Annotated in this window: 24 protein-coding genes; 15 read left to right on the plus strand and 9 right to left on the minus strand. The window is 65.7% G+C overall.

What is annotated here, in order from left to right; translation table 11 throughout:
- Window positions 1-29: 29 nt before the first annotated feature.
- From OHQ90_RS06655 to OHQ90_RS06675, 5 genes are all read left to right on the plus strand, one after another.
- Complete coding sequence (locus OHQ90_RS06655; protein ID WP_328408298.1) at window positions 30-797, plus strand: sulfite exporter TauE/SafE family protein; 768 nt, start codon at window positions 30-32, stop codon at window positions 795-797.
- A 60-nt stretch (window positions 798-857) separates the two neighbouring features.
- Window positions 858-1,028 carry a DUF1272 domain-containing protein gene (locus tag OHQ90_RS06660; protein WP_328412628.1) on the plus strand — a complete coding sequence of 57 codons (171 nt, stop codon included), beginning with the start codon at window positions 858-860 and terminating at the stop codon, window positions 1,026-1,028.
- Between the two features lie 47 nt (window positions 1,029-1,075).
- Complete coding sequence (locus OHQ90_RS06665) at window positions 1,076-2,659, plus strand: alpha/beta hydrolase (RefSeq protein WP_442941335.1); 1,584 nt, start codon at window positions 1,076-1,078, stop codon at window positions 2,657-2,659.
- 61 nt (window positions 2,660-2,720) lie between these two features.
- Window positions 2,721-4,340 carry a GMC oxidoreductase gene (locus OHQ90_RS06670; RefSeq protein WP_328408301.1) on the plus strand — a complete coding sequence of 540 codons (1,620 nt, stop codon included), beginning with the start codon at window positions 2,721-2,723 and terminating at the stop codon, window positions 4,338-4,340.
- A gap of 123 nt (window positions 4,341-4,463) precedes the next feature.
- Entirely contained in the window at window positions 4,464-5,309 is an 846-nt protein-coding gene (locus OHQ90_RS06675) for an ion transporter (RefSeq protein WP_328408303.1), read from the plus strand.
- On the opposite strand, the gene OHQ90_RS06680 is transcribed toward OHQ90_RS06675, so the two are convergent.
- The 4 genes from OHQ90_RS06680 to OHQ90_RS06695 form a co-directional block, all read right to left on the minus strand.
- Window positions 5,287-6,498, minus strand: a complete 1,212-nt coding sequence (locus OHQ90_RS06680) for a low temperature requirement protein A (RefSeq protein ID WP_328408305.1) — start codon at window positions 6,496-6,498, stop codon at window positions 5,287-5,289. The genes OHQ90_RS06675 and OHQ90_RS06680 overlap by 23 nt on opposite strands.
- 67 nt (window positions 6,499-6,565) lie before the next feature.
- Window positions 6,566-7,024: an SRPBCC family protein gene (locus OHQ90_RS06685; protein WP_328408307.1), complete on the minus strand. Its 459-nt coding sequence runs from the start codon at window positions 7,022-7,024 to the stop codon at window positions 6,566-6,568.
- Window positions 7,025-7,303: 279 nt separating this feature from the next.
- Window positions 7,304-7,486 carry a DUF1918 domain-containing protein gene (locus OHQ90_RS06690; protein WP_328408309.1) on the minus strand — a complete coding sequence of 61 codons (183 nt, stop codon included), beginning with the start codon at window positions 7,484-7,486 and terminating at the stop codon, window positions 7,304-7,306.
- A gap of 45 nt (window positions 7,487-7,531) precedes the next feature.
- On the minus strand, window positions 7,532-8,125 hold the full coding sequence (locus tag OHQ90_RS06695) for a TetR/AcrR family transcriptional regulator (RefSeq protein WP_328412630.1): 594 nt from the start codon (window positions 8,123-8,125) through the stop codon (window positions 7,532-7,534).
- Between the two features lie 61 nt (window positions 8,126-8,186).
- Here OHQ90_RS06695 and OHQ90_RS06700 point away from each other — a divergent pair, with 61 nt between their 5' ends.
- Together OHQ90_RS06700 and OHQ90_RS06705 are read left to right on the plus strand one after the other, a co-directional pair.
- Window positions 8,187-8,762 carry a dihydrofolate reductase family protein gene (locus tag OHQ90_RS06700; RefSeq protein ID WP_328408311.1) on the plus strand — a complete coding sequence of 192 codons (576 nt, stop codon included), beginning with the start codon at window positions 8,187-8,189 and terminating at the stop codon, window positions 8,760-8,762.
- 37 nt (window positions 8,763-8,799) lie between these two features.
- Window positions 8,800-9,378 carry a dihydrofolate reductase family protein gene (locus OHQ90_RS06705; RefSeq protein ID WP_328408313.1) on the plus strand — a complete coding sequence of 193 codons (579 nt, stop codon included), beginning with the start codon at window positions 8,800-8,802 and terminating at the stop codon, window positions 9,376-9,378.
- Between the two features lie 54 nt (window positions 9,379-9,432).
- Here OHQ90_RS06705 and OHQ90_RS06710 read toward each other — a convergent pair whose 3' ends face one another.
- On the minus strand, window positions 9,433-9,843 hold the full coding sequence (locus OHQ90_RS06710; RefSeq protein WP_328408315.1) for a YjbQ family protein: 411 nt from the start codon (window positions 9,841-9,843) through the stop codon (window positions 9,433-9,435).
- A 442-nt stretch (window positions 9,844-10,285) separates the two neighbouring features.
- Between OHQ90_RS06710 and OHQ90_RS06715 the strand changes: the two genes are divergently transcribed.
- Window positions 10,286-11,551, plus strand: coding sequence for an aspartate kinase (locus tag OHQ90_RS06715; RefSeq protein ID WP_328408317.1), 1,266 nt, complete (start codon window positions 10,286-10,288; stop codon window positions 11,549-11,551).
- 3 nt (window positions 11,552-11,554) lie between these two features.
- Window positions 11,555-12,589, plus strand: a complete 1,035-nt coding sequence (locus tag OHQ90_RS06720; protein ID WP_328408319.1) for an aspartate-semialdehyde dehydrogenase — start codon at window positions 11,555-11,557, stop codon at window positions 12,587-12,589.
- A 94-nt stretch (window positions 12,590-12,683) separates the two neighbouring features.
- On the opposite strand, the gene OHQ90_RS06725 is transcribed toward OHQ90_RS06720, so the two are convergent.
- On the minus strand, window positions 12,684-13,256 hold the full coding sequence (locus OHQ90_RS06725; protein WP_328408321.1) for a TetR/AcrR family transcriptional regulator: 573 nt from the start codon (window positions 13,254-13,256) through the stop codon (window positions 12,684-12,686).
- 92 nt (window positions 13,257-13,348) lie between these two features.
- Between OHQ90_RS06725 and OHQ90_RS06730 the strand changes: the two genes are divergently transcribed.
- Together OHQ90_RS06730 and OHQ90_RS06735 are read left to right on the plus strand one after the other, a co-directional pair.
- Entirely contained in the window at window positions 13,349-13,768 is a 420-nt protein-coding gene (locus OHQ90_RS06730) for a nuclear transport factor 2 family protein (protein WP_328408323.1), read from the plus strand.
- A 65-nt stretch (window positions 13,769-13,833) separates the two neighbouring features.
- Window positions 13,834-14,862 carry an aminotransferase class IV gene (locus OHQ90_RS06735; protein WP_328408325.1) on the plus strand — a complete coding sequence of 343 codons (1,029 nt, stop codon included), beginning with the start codon at window positions 13,834-13,836 and terminating at the stop codon, window positions 14,860-14,862.
- On the opposite strand, the gene OHQ90_RS06740 is transcribed toward OHQ90_RS06735, so the two are convergent.
- Together OHQ90_RS06740 and OHQ90_RS06745 are read right to left on the minus strand one after the other, a co-directional pair.
- The gene (locus tag OHQ90_RS06740; protein WP_328408327.1) at window positions 14,769-16,118 is read right to left on the minus strand and encodes a serine hydrolase domain-containing protein; all 1,350 of its coding nucleotides are present in this window, start codon (window positions 16,116-16,118) and stop codon (window positions 14,769-14,771) included. The genes OHQ90_RS06735 and OHQ90_RS06740 overlap by 94 nt on opposite strands.
- Window positions 16,119-16,191: 73 nt before the next feature.
- Entirely contained in the window at window positions 16,192-16,440 is a 249-nt protein-coding gene (locus tag OHQ90_RS06745) for a hypothetical protein (protein ID WP_328408329.1), read from the minus strand.
- 376 nt (window positions 16,441-16,816) lie between these two features.
- Between OHQ90_RS06745 and OHQ90_RS06750 the strand changes: the two genes are divergently transcribed.
- Window positions 16,817-17,248, plus strand: coding sequence for a Fur family transcriptional regulator (locus OHQ90_RS06750; protein WP_328412632.1), 432 nt, complete (start codon window positions 16,817-16,819; stop codon window positions 17,246-17,248).
- A 66-nt stretch (window positions 17,249-17,314) separates the two neighbouring features.
- Complete coding sequence (locus tag OHQ90_RS06755) at window positions 17,315-18,784, plus strand: catalase (RefSeq protein ID WP_328408330.1); 1,470 nt, start codon at window positions 17,315-17,317, stop codon at window positions 18,782-18,784.
- Window positions 18,785-19,446: 662 nt separating this feature from the next.
- On the opposite strand, the gene OHQ90_RS06760 is transcribed toward OHQ90_RS06755, so the two are convergent.
- Window positions 19,447-20,937: an HNH endonuclease signature motif containing protein gene (locus OHQ90_RS06760; RefSeq protein ID WP_328408331.1), complete on the minus strand. Its 1,491-nt coding sequence runs from the start codon at window positions 20,935-20,937 to the stop codon at window positions 19,447-19,449.
- Between the two features lie 203 nt (window positions 20,938-21,140).
- Here OHQ90_RS06760 and bla point away from each other — a divergent pair, with 203 nt between their 5' ends.
- Window positions 21,141-22,043, plus strand: coding sequence for a class A beta-lactamase (bla, locus tag OHQ90_RS06765; protein ID WP_442941447.1), 903 nt, complete (start codon window positions 21,141-21,143; stop codon window positions 22,041-22,043).
- 118 nt (window positions 22,044-22,161) lie between these two features.
- The gene (locus tag OHQ90_RS06770; protein WP_328408333.1) at window positions 22,162-22,854 is read left to right on the plus strand and encodes a hypothetical protein; all 693 of its coding nucleotides are present in this window, start codon (window positions 22,162-22,164) and stop codon (window positions 22,852-22,854) included.
- Window positions 22,855-23,228 lie beyond the last annotated feature (374 nt).

A 23,228-nucleotide genomic window follows, 5' to 3' on the forward strand; every position in this document is an offset into this window, starting at 1 on the left:
TCCGACGGGACGTCGAAGGAACTGTTCTTATGACTTGGCTGGAACAACTGGCCGTTTTCGGCGCGGGCATCGCGGCGGGCGGCATCAACACCATCGTGGGATCGGGCACTCTGATCACCTTCCCGGTGCTGCTGGCATTCGGATTGCCGCCGGTGACGGCAAACGTGTCGAACACGATCGGCCTGGTCCCAGGGGGGATCAGCGGCGCGATCGGGTATCGGCGCGAACTCGAAGGCCAGCGGGCCAGGCTGCTGCGGCTGGGCACCGCGTCGCTGTTGGGCGGCACCACCGGCGCGGTGCTGCTGCTGACGCTCCCCGCATCGGCATTCAAGGCGATCGTGCCGGTGCTGATCATCGCCGCGCTGGTGCTCGTCGTGGTGCAGCCGAGGTTGGCGCGCTGGGTGAAGCAGCGCAGGGAGACCGACACCGGCCCGGAACCCGAGCACGGCGGCTTGATCTTGTTCGTCGCGGTTTTCGCCGCGGGCATTTACGGCGGCTACTTCGGCGCGGCCCAGGGTGTGCTGTTGATCGGATTGCTCGGAGTGTTCGTACACGAGGACATCCAGCGCCTGAACGGGGTCAAGAATGTGCTCGGACTGCTGGTGAACGCCGTGTCCGCGGTCGTGTTCACGATGGTCGCCGATGTCGATTGGCGAGTGGTCGCGCTCATCGCGGTCGGCTCGGTCATCGGCGGACAGCTCGGCGCCAAGATGGGCAGGCGGTTGCCGCCGAACGTGCTGCGCGGGGTGATCGTCGTCGTCGGGATCATCGCGGTCGTCCGGCTGTTGATGGCATAGGTCCGGACACAAAGATCTACCGTGGGACGTGACGATGGAGGTAGCAGCATGGCACTCGAGATGCGCACAGTGTGCGAGCGCTGCGATGTCGGCCTGACCGCGGACGGTCCGGCCCGAATCTGTTCGTACGAGTGCACGTTCTGCGAACCGTGCAGTCGGGCTATGGACGGCGTGTGTCCGAACTGCGGCGGCGAACTGGTGACCAGGCCGAGGCGAGTGGTAACCGCCTGACCTGACCTCACATAAGGAGGACGACGCGGGCATGGTGTGGGCACAGGATGAGCGCTGTGGGTAAGTCGAGGATCGCCGTATTCGGCGTGTTGATCGCGCTGATGCCCGCGTTGGGCGGCTGCGGTGCGTCGGCCGAGCGGGAGTCGAAGCAGCAGCAGTCGAGAGCGGCCGAGCTGGTCGCGCAGGCCGATGCCGCGCCGACGCCGCGCCTGGACTGGGCGCCGTGTGCGGAGCCCGCATCGAGCAGGTACCAGTGTGCTGTCGCGGCCGTTCCGCTCGACTATGCGCAACCGAATGGGGCGACCATTCCGCTCGCGGTCCTCCGCCAGACCGCGGGCGACCCGGGCGGTCGCATCGGCACGCTGTTCACCGCGGCCGGTGGACCGGGGGGATCGGGACTCGAACAGGCAGCCCTCGGCGAACTCTTCCCCGGCGAGGTGAGTCGTCGATTCGATGTGATCATCTTCGATCAGCGCGGGGTGGGACGCAGCTCACAGGTGCGCTGCTTCGCCGATCCCGAAGCGCAGCAGCGATTCTGGGCGAATTCCCCGCAGCCGCCCGGCAATGCCGAGCAGGAGCGCGCCGCCGAGCGTGGCAGTCGCGAGCTGGCGGCGGGTTGCGCGGCCCACAGCGCCGCGCTGCTGCCGCATCTCACCACCGTCGACGCCGCGCGCGACCTCGACCTGTTGCGTCGCGCGGTCGGCGACGCCAAGCTCACCTATACGGGCGCCTCCTATGCGAGCTATCTCGGCGAGGTCTACGGCGCGCTGTTCGGGGACCGAGCCCGCGCACTGCAACTCGCCGCGATGATCGATCCGGACGCGTACACGAACAACGCGGGCGCCGCGGTCGCCGACACCGCGATCGGCACCGAGGAAGTGTTCGGCGAGTTCGTCCGGTTGTGCACCCAGGCCGGCCAGCCGAAGTGCGCGTTCGCCGGCGAGGATGCGCGGGCCCGCGATCGCGCCCTGCTGGACCGGTTGCGGCAGGGCCCCGTCGAGGTCGGGCGCGGCGAGACCGCGGTGCAGGTGAGCTATGGCGAAGTCGTCCAGGCACAGGCGATGTTGCTCTACGACTCGCAGCAGGGCTGGTCCGCGCTTGCCGAGCTGCTTGCCGAACTGGAACGCGGTGCCGACGGCAATCCCGGCACCGTGCGGAAAATTTTTGCCGCAGAACCTCTCTCGTTGAATTTCCTCGACTCCTTCACCGCGATCACCTGTGCGGACAGCAACTTTCCCGAACGACCGGACCAGTGGCCCGAGCTGGCGCGCGAATTCTCCGGCAACGCACCGACTTACGCCGCATTCTGGCTGTACCTGCGGCAGCCGTGCGCCTCGTGGTCCACACCACGGGACGGCTATCCGCAGCGGTATACCGGCCCGTGGACATTGCGCTCGGAGGTTCCTGCCCTGCTGTTCAACAATCGTTTCGACCCGGTGACCCCGCTGGCGTTCGCGAAGCGCGCACAACAGGAGCTCGGCAATGCGCGGCTGGTCGTCGTCGTCGACGGTTACGGGCACGAGCCGGCCGGCGACTGCCCCCGCCGGCTACAGGAGCGCTATCTGATCGACCTGCGACTCCCGGATCCCACCGTCTCCTGCACTGCCGATCGGGCGCCGTTCGGCGGATGACGCGACGGCCATTTGCCGTGTAATCTGCGCTCGGCCATGCGTGATGAGGGAGGTGGCCTGGGTGCAGAGACGTGCCTTTTTCAGGGCGGCTGGTGCTGCTGCGTTGCTGGGTGCCGGGGGCACGGCGCTGAACGTCGGGACTGCTGTGGCGGATCCGGTCTGGCATGGGTTGTTCCGCACCTGGGTGCCGGAAATCTTTGCGCCACTTCCTGATCCGCCTGCACACTCGCCCGCAATCGTGATCGGATCCGGTTTCGGGGCTGCGGTCACCGCATTGCGCCTTGCCGAAGCCGGGATCGCGAACACGGTGCTGGAGCGCGGCTCGCGCTGGCCGAACGATCCGTGGCGGGAGATCTTCACCAGCGACGACCTGCCGGACGGCCGCGGCTTCTGGCATCGCAACACCTTCACCGGTGTCACCAAGGTGCCGATGCAGTTCGCCAGATTCGGCGGCGTGCTCGACTGCACCGAGTACCCCGGCATCGATGTGTGGCGGGCGGCGGCCGTCGGTGGCGGTTCGGTGATCTTCACCGGCGCGATGGTCGCACCCGAACGCCGGTTCTTCGACCATGTCTTCGGTGGCACCGTCGACTACGGCGAAATGGACCGCATCTACTACCCGCGGGTGCGAGAGATGTTGCGGCTCAACCCGGTTCCCGCGGACCTGTACGGCTCGGCACCCTTCACCCACTCCCGCGCCTGGGACGACCAGGTGCGCAGGGCCGGCTACCAGCCGATACCCAACGACTCGATTTTCAACTGGGACATCCTGCGCGGCGAACTCGCGGGCGGCACCCGCCCGTCGGCGATCGCGGCCCGCAGCAACCTCGGCAACTCCAACGGCGCGAAGTTCGACCTCAATCAGAACTACCTGCGGTACGCGCAGGGCACCGGCAAGTCCGCGGTGTATCCGGGCCATCGGGTCGAGGCCATCGCGCAGGAGTCGGGCGGCCGGTATTCGGTCATCGTCGCCAAACTCGCGCCGACCGGCGAAGTGCTCGGCACCCGCACCCTCACCTGTGATCGGCTGTTCCTCGGCGCCGGCTCCATCGGCACCTCGGAACTGCTGGTTCGGGCTCAGGCCACCGGCACACTGCCGAATCTCAACGAACACATCGGCGACGGCTGGGGCAGCAACGGCGACGTTGTGCTCGCCCGTGGCGCAAGCGAACTGGCAGGACTCGGTCAGGCGGTACCGAGCGTCAGCCGGATCCTCGACGAATCGGCGGTGCCGCTGACCCTCGAAAGTTGGTACGTCCCCGGCATTCCGTTCGAGACCGGCGCGCTGGCCTCGCTCGGCATGGTGCTGGATCCGACGCGGGCTCGATTCGGTTACGACCGGGCGAGCAACCGCGTCGGGCTGTCCTGGCCGACCCGGAACCGGGACGAGACGGCGGCCGCCGCCCGCGCGGTCGACCAGCGCATCGCCGAACGATCCAATGCGCTGGTCCAATTCGGCGCCCTCGGGTACGACGCGAACGCGAATTTCACCGCCCACCCGCTGGGCGGGGCGGTGCTCGGCCTGGCCACCGACCGCAACGGCCGGGTGCACGGCCACCCCGGCCTGTACGTGATGGATGGCGCCGCCATTCCCGGCAGCACCGCGACGGTCAACCCGTCGCTCACCATCGCCGCGCTGGCCGAGCGGAACATCGAAGCGATCGTGCGCGCCGGGAAATAGCCGCTGCGATCGGGGCGGGTCTGCACCGAGAAGGTGATCAAGCCGTTGCACGTGTGGGGAGTGCGCTCGGCGGCGGCCGATTACTCTCGGCCGGGATCGTTCGGCGTCGAAGGGATTCCTCACGTGGCAGCTCCGACCACCGTCTCGGGTATCGACGAAGCGCCGGAGCCGGACCGCTTCTTTCGCAAGCCGCCCGCCCTGTGGAGCGACCTGGTGATGCTGGCGCTTGCCGTCGTCTCCGTGGTGCTGGTCGCCTGGGTCACCTTTTTCCCGGTCGCAGCACACACCTACCGGGTGATCGTGATCATCGACTACTCGGTGTGCGCGATTTTCGCCGCGGAGTTCCTGTGGCGCTGGCGCCGGGCGGGTTGGCCGTGGACCTACCCGTTCATCTATTGGTACGAGGTGCTGGGCATGATCCCGGTAACCAGCCCGTTCGTCCGAGGGTTCCGGTTGCTGCGGATCGTGGTGATCGCGGTCCGCGTCGGTCGCGTCGCGGACCGGGCACTCGGCGATCGGGTAACCGCCGCGGTGGTGAACCGGTTCGTGAAGACAATCGTCGACGTCATCAAACGGCCGATGACCATCGCCGTCCTCGACGAGGTCGGGCATGTGCTTCGTTCGGGTCACTACACCCGCAATATCGCGGCGGCGTTGCAAGAGAACCGCGTCGAAATGGACGAGATGATCCTGGAGCTCATCAAGAAGGACCCGCAGGCCGGGCGGGTCCGCTACATCCCGTTCCACGACGACATCATCCGGCTGATCGCCGACACCACATTCCGCATCGTGTTCCAGGTGCTGGAGGATCCGCGGACCGACGAGCTGGTCTCGGACATGCTGCGCGAGAACATCGACCAGATCAGGACGGCCGTACACAACGGCGTGCGCGTCGAGCCGTCCGCCTACGGCCCGTCACACCCCGAGGCGTCGGTGCGCCACCACCTCAGTCGTGTACCGCGTGCCTGATCTCGTCGCGCGGCTGCGCGTACCTGGTTGTCTCCCAGAGGATCAGCACAACGAGCACCGCGCACAGGATCGACAGTGACGCGAGGGCGGGCAAGGCAGCCGCCAGTGGGATCAGCGCGAGCAGCGCCACCGCGGCCACCACACGCACGACCGTGACCTTGCCCGTCGCGTAGTGCTTGAACCCGACGAGTGCGAGCAGATACAGCACCACGCCGCCGTACAGGCAGAACAGCGGGACTCCGTACAACGCGTCCTTCAGGGTGTGGTGCGATGCGTCGCCCACGTAGTAGAGGACTTTCTTCAAACCGAGCGACAACGCGATGATTCCCACGATCATCGGGAAGTGCCAGAACGTGTAGCAATTCCGGGCGATCTTGATCTGGCGTTCGCCCTCGGCCTCGGCGAGCGCGTGTTCCACCGACAGCGCGGCGACGTCGAAATATGCCCACCACAGCAGCCCCGAGATACCGAGGCCGAGTAGGGCGCCGACCGCGATCGGCCACGAGATGGGCAGCCCGGCCACGCCGATACCGATGGAGACGATCGATTCGCCGAGCGCCACGATGATGATCAGCCCGTATCGCTCGGAAAAGTGACTGGCCGAATTCACCCGCCAGTCCTCACCTGCCAGGAATGTCCACAGCATGTCGCCCACGATCGCGGCAGTCCACAGGCCGATCTGCACTGTGCCCGAGGTCGTCGCGGCAATCACCAACAGGGTGGTGCCGATTGTGATCGAACCTGTCCCCCACTTCATCGCCTGCCTGCGCAATTGCGCATCTTCCGCGCTGGCCAGCCGGAACATGACCAGGTGCACCAGCCGCACGACCAGGTACGCGATCGCGAAAATCAGCGGGCCGTACCAGCCGCCCTCCAGATCGCGGAACGCCTCGGGAATGGTGAGCGCCGCCAGGAACACCCCGCCCATGGCGACGAACATGGCGATCCGGGTGATGCCCTCGTCGGCGCGCAGGACATTGCCGAGCCAGGAGTACGCGATCCAGACCCACCACATCACCGCGAGCACCAGCGTCGCGCGCAGCAGGTTCTTGGCGCTGGTCTCCTCGGCGGCCAGGCCGGTCACCATGGTGAAGGCGAAGACGAGAACGAGGTCGAAGAACAACTCGAGCTGAGTTACCGAATCACCTTCGGAAACCTGCCGCAGCCGAATCCTTGTGGAACCGATCATGACGCACATTTTCGCACCTCTGTGCGACAGGTGCGCGCCGGATCCGCTGCGCACAGGCTACTGGCTGCTACCCGGCCTCGATCGTTTCGGTCTCCGAAAATCGCTCGGCGAAATCGATGAAGTTCGCCACCACCTCCTCATTCGAACGCCGCAGCGTGCGACTGACAAGGAGCCCGGGAACCGGAATCGGCAGATACAGCTCGACGTGATACCAGACGTCGGTGCCGTCCTTGCCATCGGAGATTTCGAACCAGCCCCCGCCCTTCACGCCGCGCGTGCTGTCGGTGACCTCCCACGCGGACCGGCTGTCGGTCCAGTCGTATTCCAGGACCTGTAGATCCGAGCCGCCGATCAATTCCGCCTTGACGAACACCCGTCGCGGCCGACCCTGGTCATCCCGGGAAGCGACGCGTGCATCGAGGTAGGAGTTCGACCATTCGGGAAGCGATTCGACCGCGGCCAGAGCATCCATCACCTGATCAGGGTCGGCATCGACGACGAATCGGATATCGGTTTTTGTGCGCATCCATACCTCCGCCCCCGCCCATTTACATCGGCGATTGTGCCCAGCGACACATACCGTCGTCAACTGTGTGGTCAGTGGCTGAGACCACCTCGGGTCGCCGACGTATCGCGCATCACGCCGATGTCGACCGATCGCCAACGGGGCGAACGAATTCCGGATTCGCGGCGGCGCCGAAAAGCGAATTCGCCGGTCCAGCCGACTTGTCATCGGGGGATCGGTGCGTGCGGTGGCGGGGCATGGCCGATCGCTGTCCGGCCAGGCCGCGGGTGTTCGGGCCTGCTACTTAGACTCGATCACCGCGTCCGGTCCCGGATAGACGAGCGACTCGTGCCCGTCGGCGAAACGCACCAGGTAGGGCGGTCCGCCTTCGGGTCCGCGGACTTCGATGATCTCGCCGTGGCGGTCACCTTGGCCCACAACGTGCCCGTGTACCAGCAGTTGGTCTCCGACATTCGCCATCATTGCTCCATTATCGAATGCAAGTGATGCGCGTCACAAGCGCCGATGTCAGTCCCGGCCCCCGATGATCCTTTCGACCGCGGCCTCGATCAGTTCTTGGCTCTGTTCCTCGGTGAATACTTCCGGCAGCGTGAGCCGGTCCACGATCAGCCAGTTCAGTGCCAAATAGAGCAGCAGCACCGATTTCTCGTCGCCGGGCAACCCGGAGTCGAGGTGGTTGCGCACATTCAAGTCGATGTCTGCGCGCACTCGTTCGGTGAGTACGGTGCGCAGTTCCGGCCGCCTGGTGGCCTCCAGTCGAAGCTCGAGCAGGGCCAGGTAGCCGGTGCGGAACGCCTCGATGCGTGCAACGACCTCCCGCATGAGCTCGGTGATGTTCGCGCGGGTCCTCGGCCCCTCTGTCAGCTTGGTCATGGTCGCCTCGCTCGGCTGTAGCCGCTCGTAGAACCGGCTACCGACCTGGGTCAGCAGGTCGTCGCGGTTGGCGAAGTAGTTCGATGCCGTCCCTGCGGGCACGCGCGCTTCCTTGTCCACCGCGCGGAAGGTCAGCCCACGTGCGCCTTCCTGCGCGAGCACCTCGATGGCCGCATCGATCAACGCTTGCCGTCGTTCCGGGTTGGTCCGCACTTGACACCACTCCATCTGTAGTACTACTTTCACGAAATCACTTCAGGCAGAGTACAACGGATGAGGCGGTTTGGGTATGCGAAAGCTTGTTTACTACGTCGCGGTTTCTCTCGACGGATACATCGCGGGTCCGGCGGGCGAGTACGACTTCTACCCGTTCGACGCCGAGATGGCGGCCTGGATCAACCAGCGGTACCCGGAGTTCGTCCCCACCTTTGCGCGCTCACACTTCGATATGGCGCTCGACGAACCCGGCAAGCGTTGTGACGCGGTGCTGATGGGTCGCGGCTCCTATGAACCGGGCCTGGCCGCCGGTGCGACCAGCCCTTACGCACACATGAAGCAATACGTCGTTTCCAGCACGCTCGGCCGAATCGATGACCCGAAGGTAGAGCTGGTCGAGAGCGACCCGGTCGGCCTCGTGCAGCGGTTGAAGAAGGAAGAAGGCGGCGATATCTGGCTCTGCGGCGGCGGCAAGCTCGCCGCGCAACTGCTCGACGAGCTCGATGAATTGATCATCAAGAGCTACCCGGTCGTCGCGGGTGGCGGCATACCGGTCTTCGCCGGCGAGTTCCGACCGACACTGTTCGCGCCGACGCAGCGCAAGGAATTCGGCAACGGTGCGCAGGTCACCTGGTTCACCAGGGCCTGACGACACCCCCGACTACTCCAGAGAAAGCGGTACCGATATGCGAAAACTGGTCTACTTCGTCGGGATGTCCCTCGACGGTTACATCGCGGGCCCGAATGGTGAGATCGACTTCCTCCCAGTGCCGGAAGACATGCTGAGCTGGATTCGCACCGAGTATCCCGAAACGCTGCCCACCCATGCGCGCCCGCATCTGGGGTTGGCCGTGGATGAACCCAATCGCAAGTTCGACACCCTGGTGATGGGTCGCGGCACCTACGAGCCCGGCCTTGCCATCGGCGTGACCAGCCCGTACGCCCACATGCGGCAGTACGTGGTGTCGAGCACGCTGGGTCGGATCGACGACCCGGCGGTGGAACTGGTCGAGAGCGACCCGATCGGCCTGGTCCGCGCGCTGAAGCAGGAGGACGGCATGGACATCTGGCTCGCGGGCGGCGGCAAATTCGCGGCCGCCCTGCTCGACGAGATCGATGAGCTCGTCATCAAGGGTTATCCGGTGGTGGCGGGTACCGGCACACCTGCCTTCGCGGGCGAGTTTCGTCCGACGCTGTTCACGCCGACGCAGCGTCGCACGGTCAGCACCAATGGCACACAGGTCACGTGGCTGCGCCGGGCCTGATCGGCCGACAGCGGCACGATCGGGAAGCGTGGGTCGCGAATTGCGCTCCTGAGCTCATGCGCTGGTGAGGAAGGACAGGCGCACCTGGCGGTCGGGATTGTCGACATTGAGATCGACGAGGGCGATCGACTGCCAGGTGCCCAGCGTCAGCGCGCCGCCGATGACCGGGATGGTGGCGTAGGGCGGGATCAGCGCAGGCATGACGTGGGAGCGGCCGTGGCCGCGGGATCCGTGCGCATGCCGCCAGCGGTCGTCGGCGGGTAGCAGGTCGCGCAATGCGGCGAGCAGGTCATTATCGCTGCCCGCGCCGAGTTCGAGCACCGCGATTCCCGCGGTGGCATGTGGCACGAAGACGTGCAGCAGACCGTCGCCGCCCGCCTCCCGCGCGAACTGCGCGCACTGCGGCGTGATGTCGTAGACGACTTCGCTGTGCCCCGTTGCCACCTCGAACACCGTGCTCTTCATGGTTTCCATCGTGCGGGTAGCCGCGGTGTCGCTCAACCGGACTCGCCGTACCAGTGCACTCGGCGCGCAGCCGCGACGCCGAAGCCTTCGCCACCGTCTTCACTCCGGATGCGGACTACGTCACATTCCTCGGCGCCCACACACGCCGGATGTGGTGGTCGTGCATGGCAAAGGCGCAGTGTGAAGGGCCGCAAGCGACGCAACCGCCGCAACACCAAAGTCCAGACGACCGTGCTCGTTCGGCGGGACGGCGAGTGGCTGATCGCGGCGTTCGGAGAACACCAAGTATCGCTGGTTGCTGGAAGCCCTTTCGGCCGAGTTCGATTCGCGAATGGCCCCTTCGATCCTCGTGAGCTGAGGAGGTACCGACAAATCCACTGGACCCGAGTCGGTAGTCTTGGTGGCTGTCAGCAGCTGATTGTCGATCTTGGAGGACCCTGTCGTGGCTCTCGTGGTTCAGAAGTACGGAGGATCCTCGGTAGCAACCGCCGAGCGCATCCGGCGCGTCGCTGAACGGATCGTGGAGACGAAGAAGCAGGGCCACGATGTGGTGGTCGTCTGCTCGGCGATGGGTGACACCACCGACGAACTGCTGGACCTGGCGCAGCAGGTGGCGCCCGCGCCGCCGGCCCGCGAAATGGACATGCTGCTCACCTCCGGTGAGCGGATCTCCAACGCGCTCGTCGCCATGGCCATCCATTCGCTCGGCGCCGAGGCGCGCTCGTTCACCGGCTCGCAGGCCGGCGTGATCACCACCGGCGCGCACGGCAACGCCAAAATCATCGATGTCACCCCGAGTCGGCTGCGCAGCGCGCTCGACGAAGGGCTCGTCGTGCTCGTCGCGGGCTTCCAGGGCGTCAGCCAGGACAGCAAGGACGTCACCACGCTCGGCCGCGGCGGCTCCGACACCACCGCGGTCGCACTTGCCGCGGCGCTGGAGGCCGACGTCTGCGAGATCTACACCGATGTGGACGGCGTCTTCACCGCCGACCCGCGGATCGTGCCGGACGCCCAGCAGCTCGAGCAGGTCTCCTACGAGGAGATGCTGGAGCTCGCGGCCTGCGGCGCCAAAGTGCTGATGCTGCGCTGCGTGGAATACGCGCGCCGCTACAACGTTCCCGTGCATGTGCGCTCGTCCTACACCGACAAGCCGGGCACCTACGTTTACGGATCGATGGAGGACATCCCCTTGGAGAAAGCAATCCTCACGGGCGTCGCGCACGACCGCAGCGAGGCCAAGGTGACAGTGGTCGGACTGCCGGACGAACCGGGCTACGCGGCCAAGGTCTTCCGGGCCATCGCCGATGCCGAGATCAACATCGACATGGTGTTGCAGAACATTTCCAAGATCGATACGGGCAAGACCGACATCACCTTCACCCTGCCGAAGACCGACGGTGCGCGTGCGGTGGAGATGCTGACCAAGCGTCAGGACGAGATCGGGTTCTCCCAGGTGCTGTACGACGACCACATCGGCAAGGTGTCGCTGGTCGGCGCGGGCATGAAGAGCCACCCCGGCGTGACGGCTACCTTCTGTGAGGCGCTGGCGCACGCGGGCGTGAACATCGACCTGATCTCCACCTCGGAAATCCGGATCTCGGTGCTGGTCCGGGATAGCGAACTGGACGAGGCCGTCAAGGTGCTGCACCGGGCCTTCGATCTCGGCGGCGACGAGGTCGCCGTTGTCCATGCGGGAACGGGGCGATAAGCCATGGGAGTTCGGGTAGGCGTCGTCGGCGCGACCGGTCAGGTCGGCGCTGTCATGCGAAAACTGCTGGAGGAGCGTAACTTCCCGGCCGACGAGATCCGGTTCTTCGCCTCGTCGCGCTCGGCGGGCAAGACGCTGCCGTGGCGCGGCGGCGAGATCGTCGTCGAGGACACCGAGACTGCCGATCCCTCCGGTCTCGATATCGCACTGTTCTCCGCGGGGGCGACTATGTCGCGCGTGCAGGCGCCGCGTTTCGCGGCGGCGGGGGTCACGGTCATCGACAATTCGTCGGCCTGGCGCAAGGATCCCGAGGTCCCGCTGGTCGTCAGCGAGGTGAACCCGGAGCAGACGCGCAATCTGGTCAAGGGCATCATCGCCAACCCGAACTGCACGACCATGGCGGCGATGCCGGTGCTCAAGCCGCTACATGATGTGGCAGGGCTGCGGCGCCTGATCGTTTCCAGCTACCAGGCGGTGTCCGGCAGCGGGCTCGCCGGGGTCGAGGAGCTGGCTTCCCAGGTGCGCGCCGTGGTCGGCGACGCCGAAAAGCTGGTGCACGACGGCAGTTCGGTGCAGTTCCCCGCGCCGAACAAGTACGTCGCGCCGATCGCTTTCGACGTGATCCCGCTCGCGGGCGCGCTCGTCGACGACGGTTCCGGCGAGACCGACGAGGATCAGAAGCTGCGCAACGAGAGCCGCAAGATCCTCGGCCTGCCCGAACTGCTCGTGAGCGGTACTTGCGTGCGTGTCCCGGTCTTCACCGGCCATTCGCTGTCGATCAATGCCGAATTCGCGGAACCGATTTCGGTGGAGCGCGCCAAGGAACTGCTGGCCAAGGCGCCGGGTGTCAAGCTCGTCGATGTGCCGACCCCACTGCGGGCTGCCGGCATCGACGAGTCCCTCGTCGGTCGCATCCGCCAGGATCCCGGTGTGCCGGAAGGTCGTGGTCTCGCCCTGTTCATCTCGGGCGACAACCTGCGAAAGGGCGCTGCCCTCAACACCATTCAGATCGCCGAGGTCCTGCTCGCCGACCGCTGAGTCCGGCAGGGCGCATCGAACCATCGAACGGCGCGGTGGTCCACAACGGGTGGACCACCGCGCCGTTCGACGTTCGTGCCGCATTCGACGCGGTTCAGTGCCGCCGTAGGCCGTCGAACATGACCATGAAGCTGCGCCGGCGCTGATCGTCGTTCGCGCCGGTGCTCTGCGCAGCGATGAAGGTGCCCTTGATGATTCGCATCAGGTCGTCGATACCGATATCGGTGCGGACCGCGCCGGATTTTTGGGCGCGCCGGAGTAATTCGGCGATCGCGCGGTTCATTTCGGCTACGGGTGCGAGGTGCTCGGGGGAGAGCTGTCCGCCGACGGCGTCGGCGAGGTCGCGTTTCAGACCACCGTCGGTCACCATCACGTCGAGGAAGTCGAAGAAGGCCCGGCCAGGGTCGTCGGCGGTGGACAGGTCGCGTGCTTGCGATGTCATACGCTCGATGCGGTCCACGATCGCGGCTTCGAACAGGGCTTCCTTGGTGGGGAAGTGTCGGTAGACGGTGCCCGCGCCGACGCCGGCCCGTCGTGCGATCTCGTCCAAGGGCACCGAAAGACCTTCGGCCGCGAACGCCTCCTGGGCGGCAGCCAGCACGCGGTCGCGGTTGCGGCGTGCGTCGGCGCGCAGCGTCCGCGGTTCCTGTTTCGGCGGATCGGTCACGAACGACGAGTTTACTGCCCCCATTGACAAACGGGGCGACCGTTCCGAATTATAAGCGGGGTATACGTTCCGCTTATTTGGAGAGGTGTTTCATGGTGGAGTCTTCGGTGGAAAGCCCGCGCGAGCTGGTCGAACGCTTGTTTGCGAGCCTGCCCGCGCGCGATGCCGACGCGTTCGTACAACTGCTCGCAGCCGATGCGGTGTTCGAGATGCCCTTCGTCGTGCCCGGCATGCCGACTCGATTGGTCGGTCGCGAGGAGATCCGGGCCCATCTCACACAACGCTGGTCGGACCTCTCGGGCATCGAAGTGCACGACATCTATCCCGAGGTGCACGAGACCACTGATCCCGAGGTGATCCTGGTGGAGGCAGAGGTCGACATGACGGTGCCCGGCGCGCAGCGGGCTCGGATCCGTACCTCTGTCAACGTCGTCCGGGTGCGCGACGGAAAGGTCGTGCTGTTCCGCGATTACATGGATACGGCTCGACTCGCCCGGCACGCCGAGCGCTGATCGGGGTGGCGGGCGGGCCGAAAATTGGCTCGCCCGCACGCCGTTTCGGTTGCTAGCCTCCGGCAATGGCGAACCCGCATGCTCAGGTGTACTTCGGCGACCGGATCGTTGCCGCCGACGCGGCATCGGTGAATGTCGCATCCTCGGCAGTTCTCTACGGCCTGAGTGTCTACACCGTGTTCCCGGTGCATGTGGATGGATCGGCGCGCACCGCTTTCCGGTTGGACGATCACTTCCGGCGACTCGAAGAGTCCTGCAAGATCATCGGCATCGATCGTTTCGCCGCCGAGTGGGATTTCGTCAAGTTTCGGGCCGCCGTTGTCGAGCTGATCGAACGGAACGCGCCCGTCACCGATGTCTTCGTGCGGGCGACAGTGCATGTCGTCGAGTCGATTCCGGGCACCAGGGTTCGTGGCTGTGCGATTCAGGTGAGCATGTTCGTTTATGACGCGGTGCCGATCGTCCCGCAGGACGGCATGCGGCTGAAATCCAGTCCGTGGCGGCGCATTCCAGACAATGCGATTCCTTCGCGCGCGAAAGTCAACGGCGCTTATGTGAATTCGGTGCTGGCCAAGCAGGATGCCATCGACAGCGGCTACGACGACTGCATCTTCCTCGACGGCAACGGCCATGTCTGCGAACTCAGTGCGGCCAACATTTTCCTGGTCCGCAATGGCACCCTCATCACCCCCGACGTGTCCTGCGACATCCTCGACGGCATCAACCGACGCACCATCCTCACCCTCGCCGCCGAGGACGGCATTCCGTTCGTCGAACGGACGGTAGATCTGACCGAGCTGTATATCGCCGACGAGGTTTTCGTCTCCGGCACGTCCGCGGGTGCGGCTCCGGTCACCGAGGTCGACGGCCGACTGATCGCCGATGGCCGCCCGGGACCGATCTCTCAGGCATTGCGCAAACGCCACGCGGCGGCACTGCGCACCGACGAACTGCACGGCTGGGTCACGAATCTGGCCGAGCCATCGGTCCAGCAGCCGATTCAGCGAATCCCGGGCGTGCGCGGATCGGGGCCGAGGCATACCAGAATGACGCAGCCGGGCGCGGTGTCCGCGAACGGTGGGGCCAGCGGGTAGTTCAAGCAGGCGAAGACATTGCAGCCCGGATATGCCGCCGGCCCGATTCCGAAGACCGCGAGCAGGATGTTGTTATCGACGAATCGGCTCGCATCCAGTCGCACCGGCGGCTCGATGTAGGGGCCCGGGTCGGGAAGCGGCCTTTCGTCGAACGCGGCGAACAGCCTGCGGAAGAATTCGTACGGCAGTTCCGCGATGTTCTGCACGATTCCGGACAGGCCCTGGCTGCTGACGTTCCCGTAGACCCCGGTCCAGACCACAGTCAGGTCCAGGCTGGGGATGATGAAGACGTCCTGCATGCCGAGCCCGGACATCGCATACACATCGGGGGGTAGGAAGGTGGCGGTCTCCGCGCACCCGGGCCCGGTCCAGAAGAGGTACCCGTAGCAACTGTTCGTCGCCGAGGGCTCCCGCGCCTGCCGCAGATACTCCTGCGACACGAGTTGTTTGGTGCCCCAGCGCCCGTTGTTGCTCACCAGCAGGCCCAGCTTCGCGAAATCGTTCGGCGGGATCATCAGGTGCGCGTATCCGTAGGTGTGTCCGGAGCGATCGCGCGCCCAGTAGTAATCGCCGCGAGCAATGCCGAGCGGATCGAACAGCTCCCGCTGCGCGAATTGTTGCAGTGGTTCGCCGACCGCCAATTCGATGACATACGCGAGCAGGTCGACATTGCGCTGGCTGTAGCTGAACGCCGTGCCGGGCGGGTCGTTCAGTGGTACACCGAGCGCCTGCACCGCGCTGTTCGGGTCGATTGGAATCACTCCCGTAATGCCCTCGGTGAGCACTCCGACTTGCATGCCCGAGCTCTCGGTGAGCAGGTTCTCCACCGTGATCGACCGATGGACTTCGTCACCGAGTCCCGGCGGCAGATATCGATCGATCGGCGCATCGATGTCGAGTTTGCCTTGGTCCCATGCCATTCCGGCGAGCACCGAGACCACGCTTTTGGTCGCGCTCCAGATATTCCACGCGACGTTTCCGGTTTGATCGTTCGTCGGCCCCTCGCCGATCAGACAGTTGTGCCGGAAGACCTGCACATTCAACCGATTCCGCTCGCCGGCGAAGGCCATTGCTTCGGCCAGCCGCTGCGAATCCAGCCCCACCTGTTCCGGCGCCGCCCGCTCCGGTTCCCGCCCGGACGACACCCCGCATGTCCGCTGCTCGGCCGAGGTCGCCTGCGCACTCCCGGCGAACACACTCCCCGCCACCAGCGATACCGCCGCGATTCCTGCCAGGAATCCGTAGAAACGCCCCATGGCCAAAGGCTATCGTGCCGGCACCCGATGCACCGGGCAACAGGCTGAGCGTCGGCCAGGCAAAAATTTGGCGCTACAAGGAGACCGAATTGCCGGGTTGCCCGAGGGCGCAGAGCAGTTCCGCCCCCTCCAGCACTCGGCGCGGCCCGATCTGATCGGGCAGAACCGTTGCCGCTGACTGCGTTCCGGCGTGGTCAACGTCCACAACCGGCGCAGGCACCCCGGCGGCGACCGTGTCGATGACGCGCGTCGCGAGCTCGGACCTTCGCACACCGGTGGCATCGATCGTGGTGATGGCGATGGCAGCCGCGAGGGATGCCATAGCCGCATCCCTCGACCACCGCGTCGCGGACCACGAATCGAGCGCTCCGAATGGGAGCGTCACCGAATATGCGAAGCGCCGCCAGATCGTCAGACCTGGCGGCGCTGAGCCGCCGGACGCCACGCCAGCGTCACGACTCGGTGCCGACGTCCCACAAGCGCCTCTCGGCGAGTGGTCGCTCGAAGCGACAAAAGGGGTGAGGCCCGGGGCTGTCCGGACGCCGACAGAGGTGGTCAACCGTGCCGCGCTGCGATCTATTCCGCATCGTCGAATGTGACTCACGCCACGCGACGGCACGCTCTCGGCACACGAGGTGTGATTACTTGACAAACTCATTCTCTTGACTAATTCCAGAAAAGAGGCAACCATCGTGGGCATGCACACCGACATCACCGATCCGCGCGAACAGTTGCGCGCGGCAGGCCTGCGGGTTACTGCCCCGCGGGTCGCGGTGCTGAATGCGGTCGCAGCCCGACCGCATTCGGACGCCGATCGGCTGGCCGCCACGGTCCGGGAAGCATTGGGTTCGGTATCCACGCAGGCCGTCTACGACGTGCTTCGGGCCTGCGTGCACGCCGGAATCCTGCGGCGTATCGAGCCGGCCGGTTCGGCCGCGCGCTACGAGACCCGGACCGGGGACAACCACCATCACCTGGTGTGCCGAAGCTGCGACACGGTCGTGGACGTGGACTGTGTTGTGGGCAGCGCCCCCTGCCTGGAACCCGTGGACGACCACGGTTTCACGATCGATGAGGCAGAGGTCGTCTTCTGGGGTCTGTGCAGTACCTGTCGTTCCCGAGAACGGTAGTCACCCCGACAGCCCGGGACAGCCCATCCCCGGGACGTTTGTTCCATCAACCGAGGAGGCTTCGACATGACCGAGCCGACAACCACCAACACCGGTACCCCGGTGCAGAGCGACGACGAGTCGCTGACCGCGGGCGCCCAGGGCCCCATCCTGTTGCACGACCATTACCTCATCGAGAAGCTCGCCCAGTTCAACCGTGAGCGGGTGCCGGAGCGGATCGTGCACGCCAAGGGTGCGGGCGCCTACGGTGAGCTGGTCGTGACCAACGATGTCAGCCGCTACACCAAGGCCAAGCTGTTCCAGCCGGGCGCGCGGACCGAGTCGCTGGTGCGTTTCTCCACGGTGGCCGGTGAGCAGGGCAGCCCCGACACTTGGCGCGACCCACGCGGTTTCGCGGTGAAGTTCTACACCGAGGACGGCAACTACGACCTCGTCGGCAACAACACTCCGGTCTTCTTCATCACCGACCCGATCAAGTTCCCCGACTTCATCAGGTCCCAGAAACGCCTGCCCGGCAACGGACTTCGCGATCACACCATGCAGTGGGACTTCTGGACCCTGCGCCCGGAGACCGCGCACCAGGTGACCTGGCTGATGGGTGACCGTGGCATCCCGAAGACCTACCGCCACATGAACGGCTACGGTTCGCACACCTACCAGTGGATCAACGCTGCGGGCGAGCGCTTCTGGGTGAAGTACCACTTCAAGACCGACCAGGGCATCGACTACCTGACCCAGGCCGACGCCGACCGGATCGCCGGCGAGAACGCCGACTATCACCGCAAGGACCTCTGGGACGCGATCGAGCGCGGCGAGTTCCCGAGTTGGACGGTGCACGTGCAGGTCATGCCGGTCGCCGAGGCCGCGGGCTACCGGTTCAACCCGTTCGACCTGACCAAGGTGTGGTCGCACCAGGACTACCCGCTGATCGAGGTCGGCAAGTGGACCCTGAACCGCAACCCGGGCAACTACTTCGTCGACATCGAGCAGGCCGCCTTCGAGCCGTCGAATATCGTTCCCGGCATCGGTTTCTCGCCGGACAAGATGCTGCTGGGCCGGGTGTTCGCCTATGCAGATGCGCACCGCTACCGGATCGGCACCAACTATGCGCAGCTGCCGCCGAACCGCGCCAAGGCCGCCGAGGTGAACTCCTATTCCAAGGAGGGCTCCATGCGCTACGAGTACAACGACGCGAGTGTGCCGGTGTACGCGCCGAATTCCTTCGGCGGCCCGCACGCCGACCCGGAACAGGCGCCGGATGGCGGCATCTGGGAGTTCGATCCTACGGTCGTGCGCGCGGGCTACCTCGAGCACGCCGAGGATGGCGACTTCACCCAGGCGGGCACCTTGGTACGTGAGGTGCTCGACGATGACCAGCGAGATCGCTTGGTGAACAACATCGTCGGCCACGTACTCGGTGGGGTGCAGGAGCCGGTGCTGAGCCGGGTCTTCGAGTACTGGAAGAACGTGGACTCCGATCTGGGCAAGCGGGTCGAGGAAGGCGTGCGTGCAGGACTGAACGGCGCATCGGCGTAGCAGACCAGGACGTCGGGCGGGTGCTCACCTCGCTAGGTGTGCACCTGCCATGCCCTCAACTTTCAGGCGTCGCGATGGAGCGGTGGCGTGCGGGGCGTTCGAGCCGGGTGTCATCATCTGCGTCGGCCAATGCACAGCAGTCGGCCTCAGGCGCGGAGAGCAATTCGGAGACGTCCAGCAAGGCGCGCCCTCCCGAGCTTTCCGGGCAGTGCTGGGTGCGTCGTGTGCCGTACCCGACTTGCTCTGCCGCGGCTTGGGCGGGCAGGCACACAGCTTCCAGCGTGGTCGACTGGCTGTGGTTGCGTTGCGGGCATTTCGAAGTGACGAGTGCCATTTGGGGTGACGGGCGCAGAGGCACTGTTGTTCTGGGTGAGGGTGGGGCCTCAGGCGTTGAGAGCAGTTCGGAGATATCCAGCAGGGCGCGCCCTCCCCGGGTTTCCGGGCAGTGCTGGGTGCGTCGTGTGCCGTACCCGGCTTGGTCTGCCGCGGCTTGGGTATGCAGGCATTCGGCTTCCAGCGTGGTCGACTGGCTGTGGTTGCGTTGCGGGCATTTCGAAGTGACGACGCACAGCCGTTGGTGCTCTGGGCGAGCGTGGGCGGCCAGTTCTACGCGCGCGGCAGTTGGTCTGTGTTGGGTGCGCGCGGGTCACTCGGACTGTTGTTTATGCCGCATGACTGTCTGGCCGCTGGAGTTGCTTCAGCCGGTGGCGGTGTTGTTGTCGCTGTTGTTCGTCGCGGTGATGGATGCGGGCCATTGCTTCGGCAAGGAGTTCGCCGGGGTGGTGGCGATGGTTGATCTGTGGTGTGCGGGTGGGGTCGATGTGTGGCGGGGCGATCCATGCGGTGCGGCCGGGGTGCTGCGAATCCGGTCCCAGCACAATAGTTTTCCAGCCGCCCGGCCCATCGTGGACGAGGGCGTGGCAGTGATCGCAGGCCAGGGTTTCGTTGCCGATATCGGTCGGGCCGCCCTTGATCCAGTCGGTCACGTGATGGGTGGCGCACAGGCTGGCGGGGGCATCGCAGCCGGGGCGGGTGCAGCCGCGCACCGATGCGATCAATGCCATCCGCTGTGCCGCGGTGGCGAGTCGTTTGGCGCGCCCGAAATGTAGTGGCAGTCCGTTGTGGTCGAACACTGCAAGGAAAGGCTGTGACTGTTCGGCGAGCTGCAACGCTTCAATGAGGGGGACGGTGCCGCCCGTTGCGGTGGTCGCGACTCCGGCCGCGCGTTCGACGTCGGCGATGCTCATCGTCAGGATGGTGGAGACCGGCAGCCCGCGATATGCGCCGAGCTTGTCGGCCGACATCCCGGGTTGCAGCAGCGCTACCAGGGCATCGTGATTGCGCTGCGCGGCGGTGCGGGTGTCGCGTGCGGCCGCGGCAACCATCGCTTCGCGGTCCACGTATTCGCAATCGCCGGAAGGGCTTTCCGGATCGTCGGGGTTGTTCATCCCGGGCCGGGCCAACTTGGCGACCACGGGATCCAGCAAGGCGCGCAGAGTGGGGGTGAGCTCGCCGCGGATGGGGGACATGCCATCGGCGCGCTGGCGTCCGATCATGATTCCGCGCATCCGCTTGCGATCCTGGTCGTCGGTGAGCTTTCCATCCGGGTCCAGGTAGGCGAGGATCGCATCGCCCACCTTGGCGATATCGTCGGGTGAACCGGTGCGTGCGTGTTCGGCCAGAACCTCTTCGGCCGCTTCGAATTCCGGGTCCGCGGTCGAACCGGGGACTCGCTTCAATATCGCACCGATCCGGTTGGCATGGTCGGCGGAGATGTCCCCATCCGCCAGGGCGGCAGCGGTCCGAGGGTGTCGTGGCTCATGCGTTTCCCCCGACATGTCGCGCCAGGTGCCGAGGCAGTGCGCTGCCGCGATGCGACGGCCCGCTTCCTGACTGGACAGGCGCAGGGTTTCCATCAGGAATCCCTTCGGTCCGTGCGCCCCTGCTCGGGCCGGAATGTGGCGTTCGACGACCTCCACGGTCAACCGATTGGCGAGCGCCGTCAGCATTCGTGCGCTGCGTTCGACATCGCGCAGCAGTTGGGTGACTTTGTCGTCGGATAGACCGGTGAGAGGTTGTTCGAGCAGGTCGGTGACGGCGCTGAGCAACGGGTCGGCGACCCGTTGCTCAGCTATCTCACCGTTCGAACTCATGTTCTAATAATATCGAGCAGGACTGGCTTTTGCACTAGAAAACGCCATCTGATCTGCGCCTTTTCACAATATGGTCGTGATCCGGGCAGGGGAGACGTCGCCGGGAAGTGTGCTGCGTGCTACGTGGTGTCTCACGGACCATCTGGGCATAGGCCCGTTTGTTCGGCTACCCGACCGCCTGACACAGTGAGGGCATGTTTCGGCTGACACGTAACTATCGGGTAGTCATCGCCGCCGCGCTCGCGCTTCCACTGCTCGCCGCCTGCGGCACCGATTCGCAAGCGGCGCAAGAGCTTCCGAGCACGGCCGCGCCGGTGCGGGCCGCCGCACGGATCGCGGACCTGGAGATGCGCTACGAATCCCAGATCGGTTTGTTCGCCGTGGACACCGCCACCGACAAAACCGTATCGAACAGCGCCAACCAGCGTTTCCCGTTGTTGTCCACGTTCAAGACCCTTGCCGTGGCGGCATTGCTGAAGGCCCATCCGCTCGACACCGGATATTTCGACCGCGTCATCCAGTTCGCCGAGGCCGACCTCGTCGCGAACTCACCCGTCACCAGCACGAAAGTAGCCACCGGAATGTCGGTCGCCGAGCTGTCCGAAGCGGCGATCACCCGCAGCGACAACACCGCCGCCAACCTGCTGCTGCGCGAACTCGGCGGCCCCGCGGAGGTGACAGCGTTCCTGCGCACACTCGGCGACCAGGTGAGCAGGCTGGACCGCTGGGAACCCGAACTCAACTCCGCCGTCCCCGGCGATCCACAGGACACCACCACCCCCGCCGCGCTCGCCGCCGACTATCGCGCCTTGGTCCTCGGCGACGCGCTCGGCAGCCCGGAGCGTGACCGATTGATCTCCTGGTTGAAGGCAAATACCACCGGCAACAAGCGAATTCGCGCCGGTGTCCCCGCCAACTGGACAACCGGCGACAAGACCGGCACCGGAGCCTACGGCTGCCTGAACGACGTGGCGATCACCTGGCCCGACGGCGGCCGAGCCCCGATCGTCATCGCGGTACTCACCCGCAAAGGCACCGCGGACGCCACGGGAGATGACGCGGTAATCGCAGACGCCACCAAGCTCGCGACCGAATCCCTGCGCTGATTCTCGACAGCTCACCCTCGTCCTCGCGGCCGGAACCAAGGTTGCTGTTCGAAATTGGAACGGTCGATTTCGAGCGAGTCCGGTTCCCCGAGCAACCCGTGCGACGTAGCTTGACCCAGTGGCTGCCGACGACGACACCTCATCGCCGAACACTAGCCAGGAGCCTGTCGGTCCGCCCGAACCGCCGGCTCCGGAGGTGTCGTCGTCGGACCTGGCAGCCCTCCAGCGCCAACTGGAACTCGCGAAGCGCAGCGGGCGGTACGCGCTGATCACCGCGATTGTCTCGGCTGTGATCTCGGCCAGCGCGTCGGCGTGGTCATCTATCCACGTGAGCAGCACGGCCATGGACCGGCAGCAGCGATTCGCGGCAGCGCAGGCCGTCCGGTCGAATCGCGAATCCGTCTACGTGGATTTCGTTGCTGCTTACAGTGGCCTCGTAGGGCAGCTGGGTCGGCTGCGCGCCGCCTTGCAGTTCCATCCACCGGATTTCGTGTACCTGTCATCGGAATTCAACAAGCTCTTCGAACCGATGCAAATCCTGCTACGTGCCGAAACCGCAGTCCGTATCGTGGGCAGCGAGATGGGCCCAGCCCTCGCCCGCTGGGATAAGACACTGCGGGCACTCACCGTGGGCCCCGAGTCCTTGGAGGTCGTCCGGGACCATCTCGATCAATACCGGGGTCGGTTTACAGACGACGACCAATGGCGTCGAATCTCGACCGTGGGAATATCGGCGATCGAGAGATTCTCGACGAACACCGCCGTGGATGAGATCGCCGAGCGCGCCCGCGAAGACCTGGGCTCCGGATGATCACATCGGCGAAACCGGTCGCCGAAGCTCGGGCTGATCAGTTCGGCGAGGTATCGCGGCCAGGGTTCGAACCGGCATCCGTCGACGCGGCCTGCGGTCCTCGCGGCCGCCGCGCTGTCGCTGGTGCGTGAACGCAAGTCCGATGCTGTGGACCTCGACGGCACCGACGCGGAGCTCGCCGAATCCATCGACTGACAGCCGCGCCGTAAACCGCTCCGCCCCTGACCGTTCCGGTCAAGGGCGGGCGGTTTCGATCGCTTGTCACAGGCTGCGGCTACACCGCACTACAGCAGGCCCCACCAATACAGCAGGGTAGCCAGTATCCACACGACCACGGTTTCCATCGCCGCTCCAATCTCCTTGGCGCCCTCATC

The sequence above is a fragment of the Nocardia sp. NBC_00403 genome (assembly GCF_036046055.1).
Lineage (GTDB): Bacteria > Actinomycetota > Actinomycetes > Mycobacteriales > Mycobacteriaceae > Nocardia.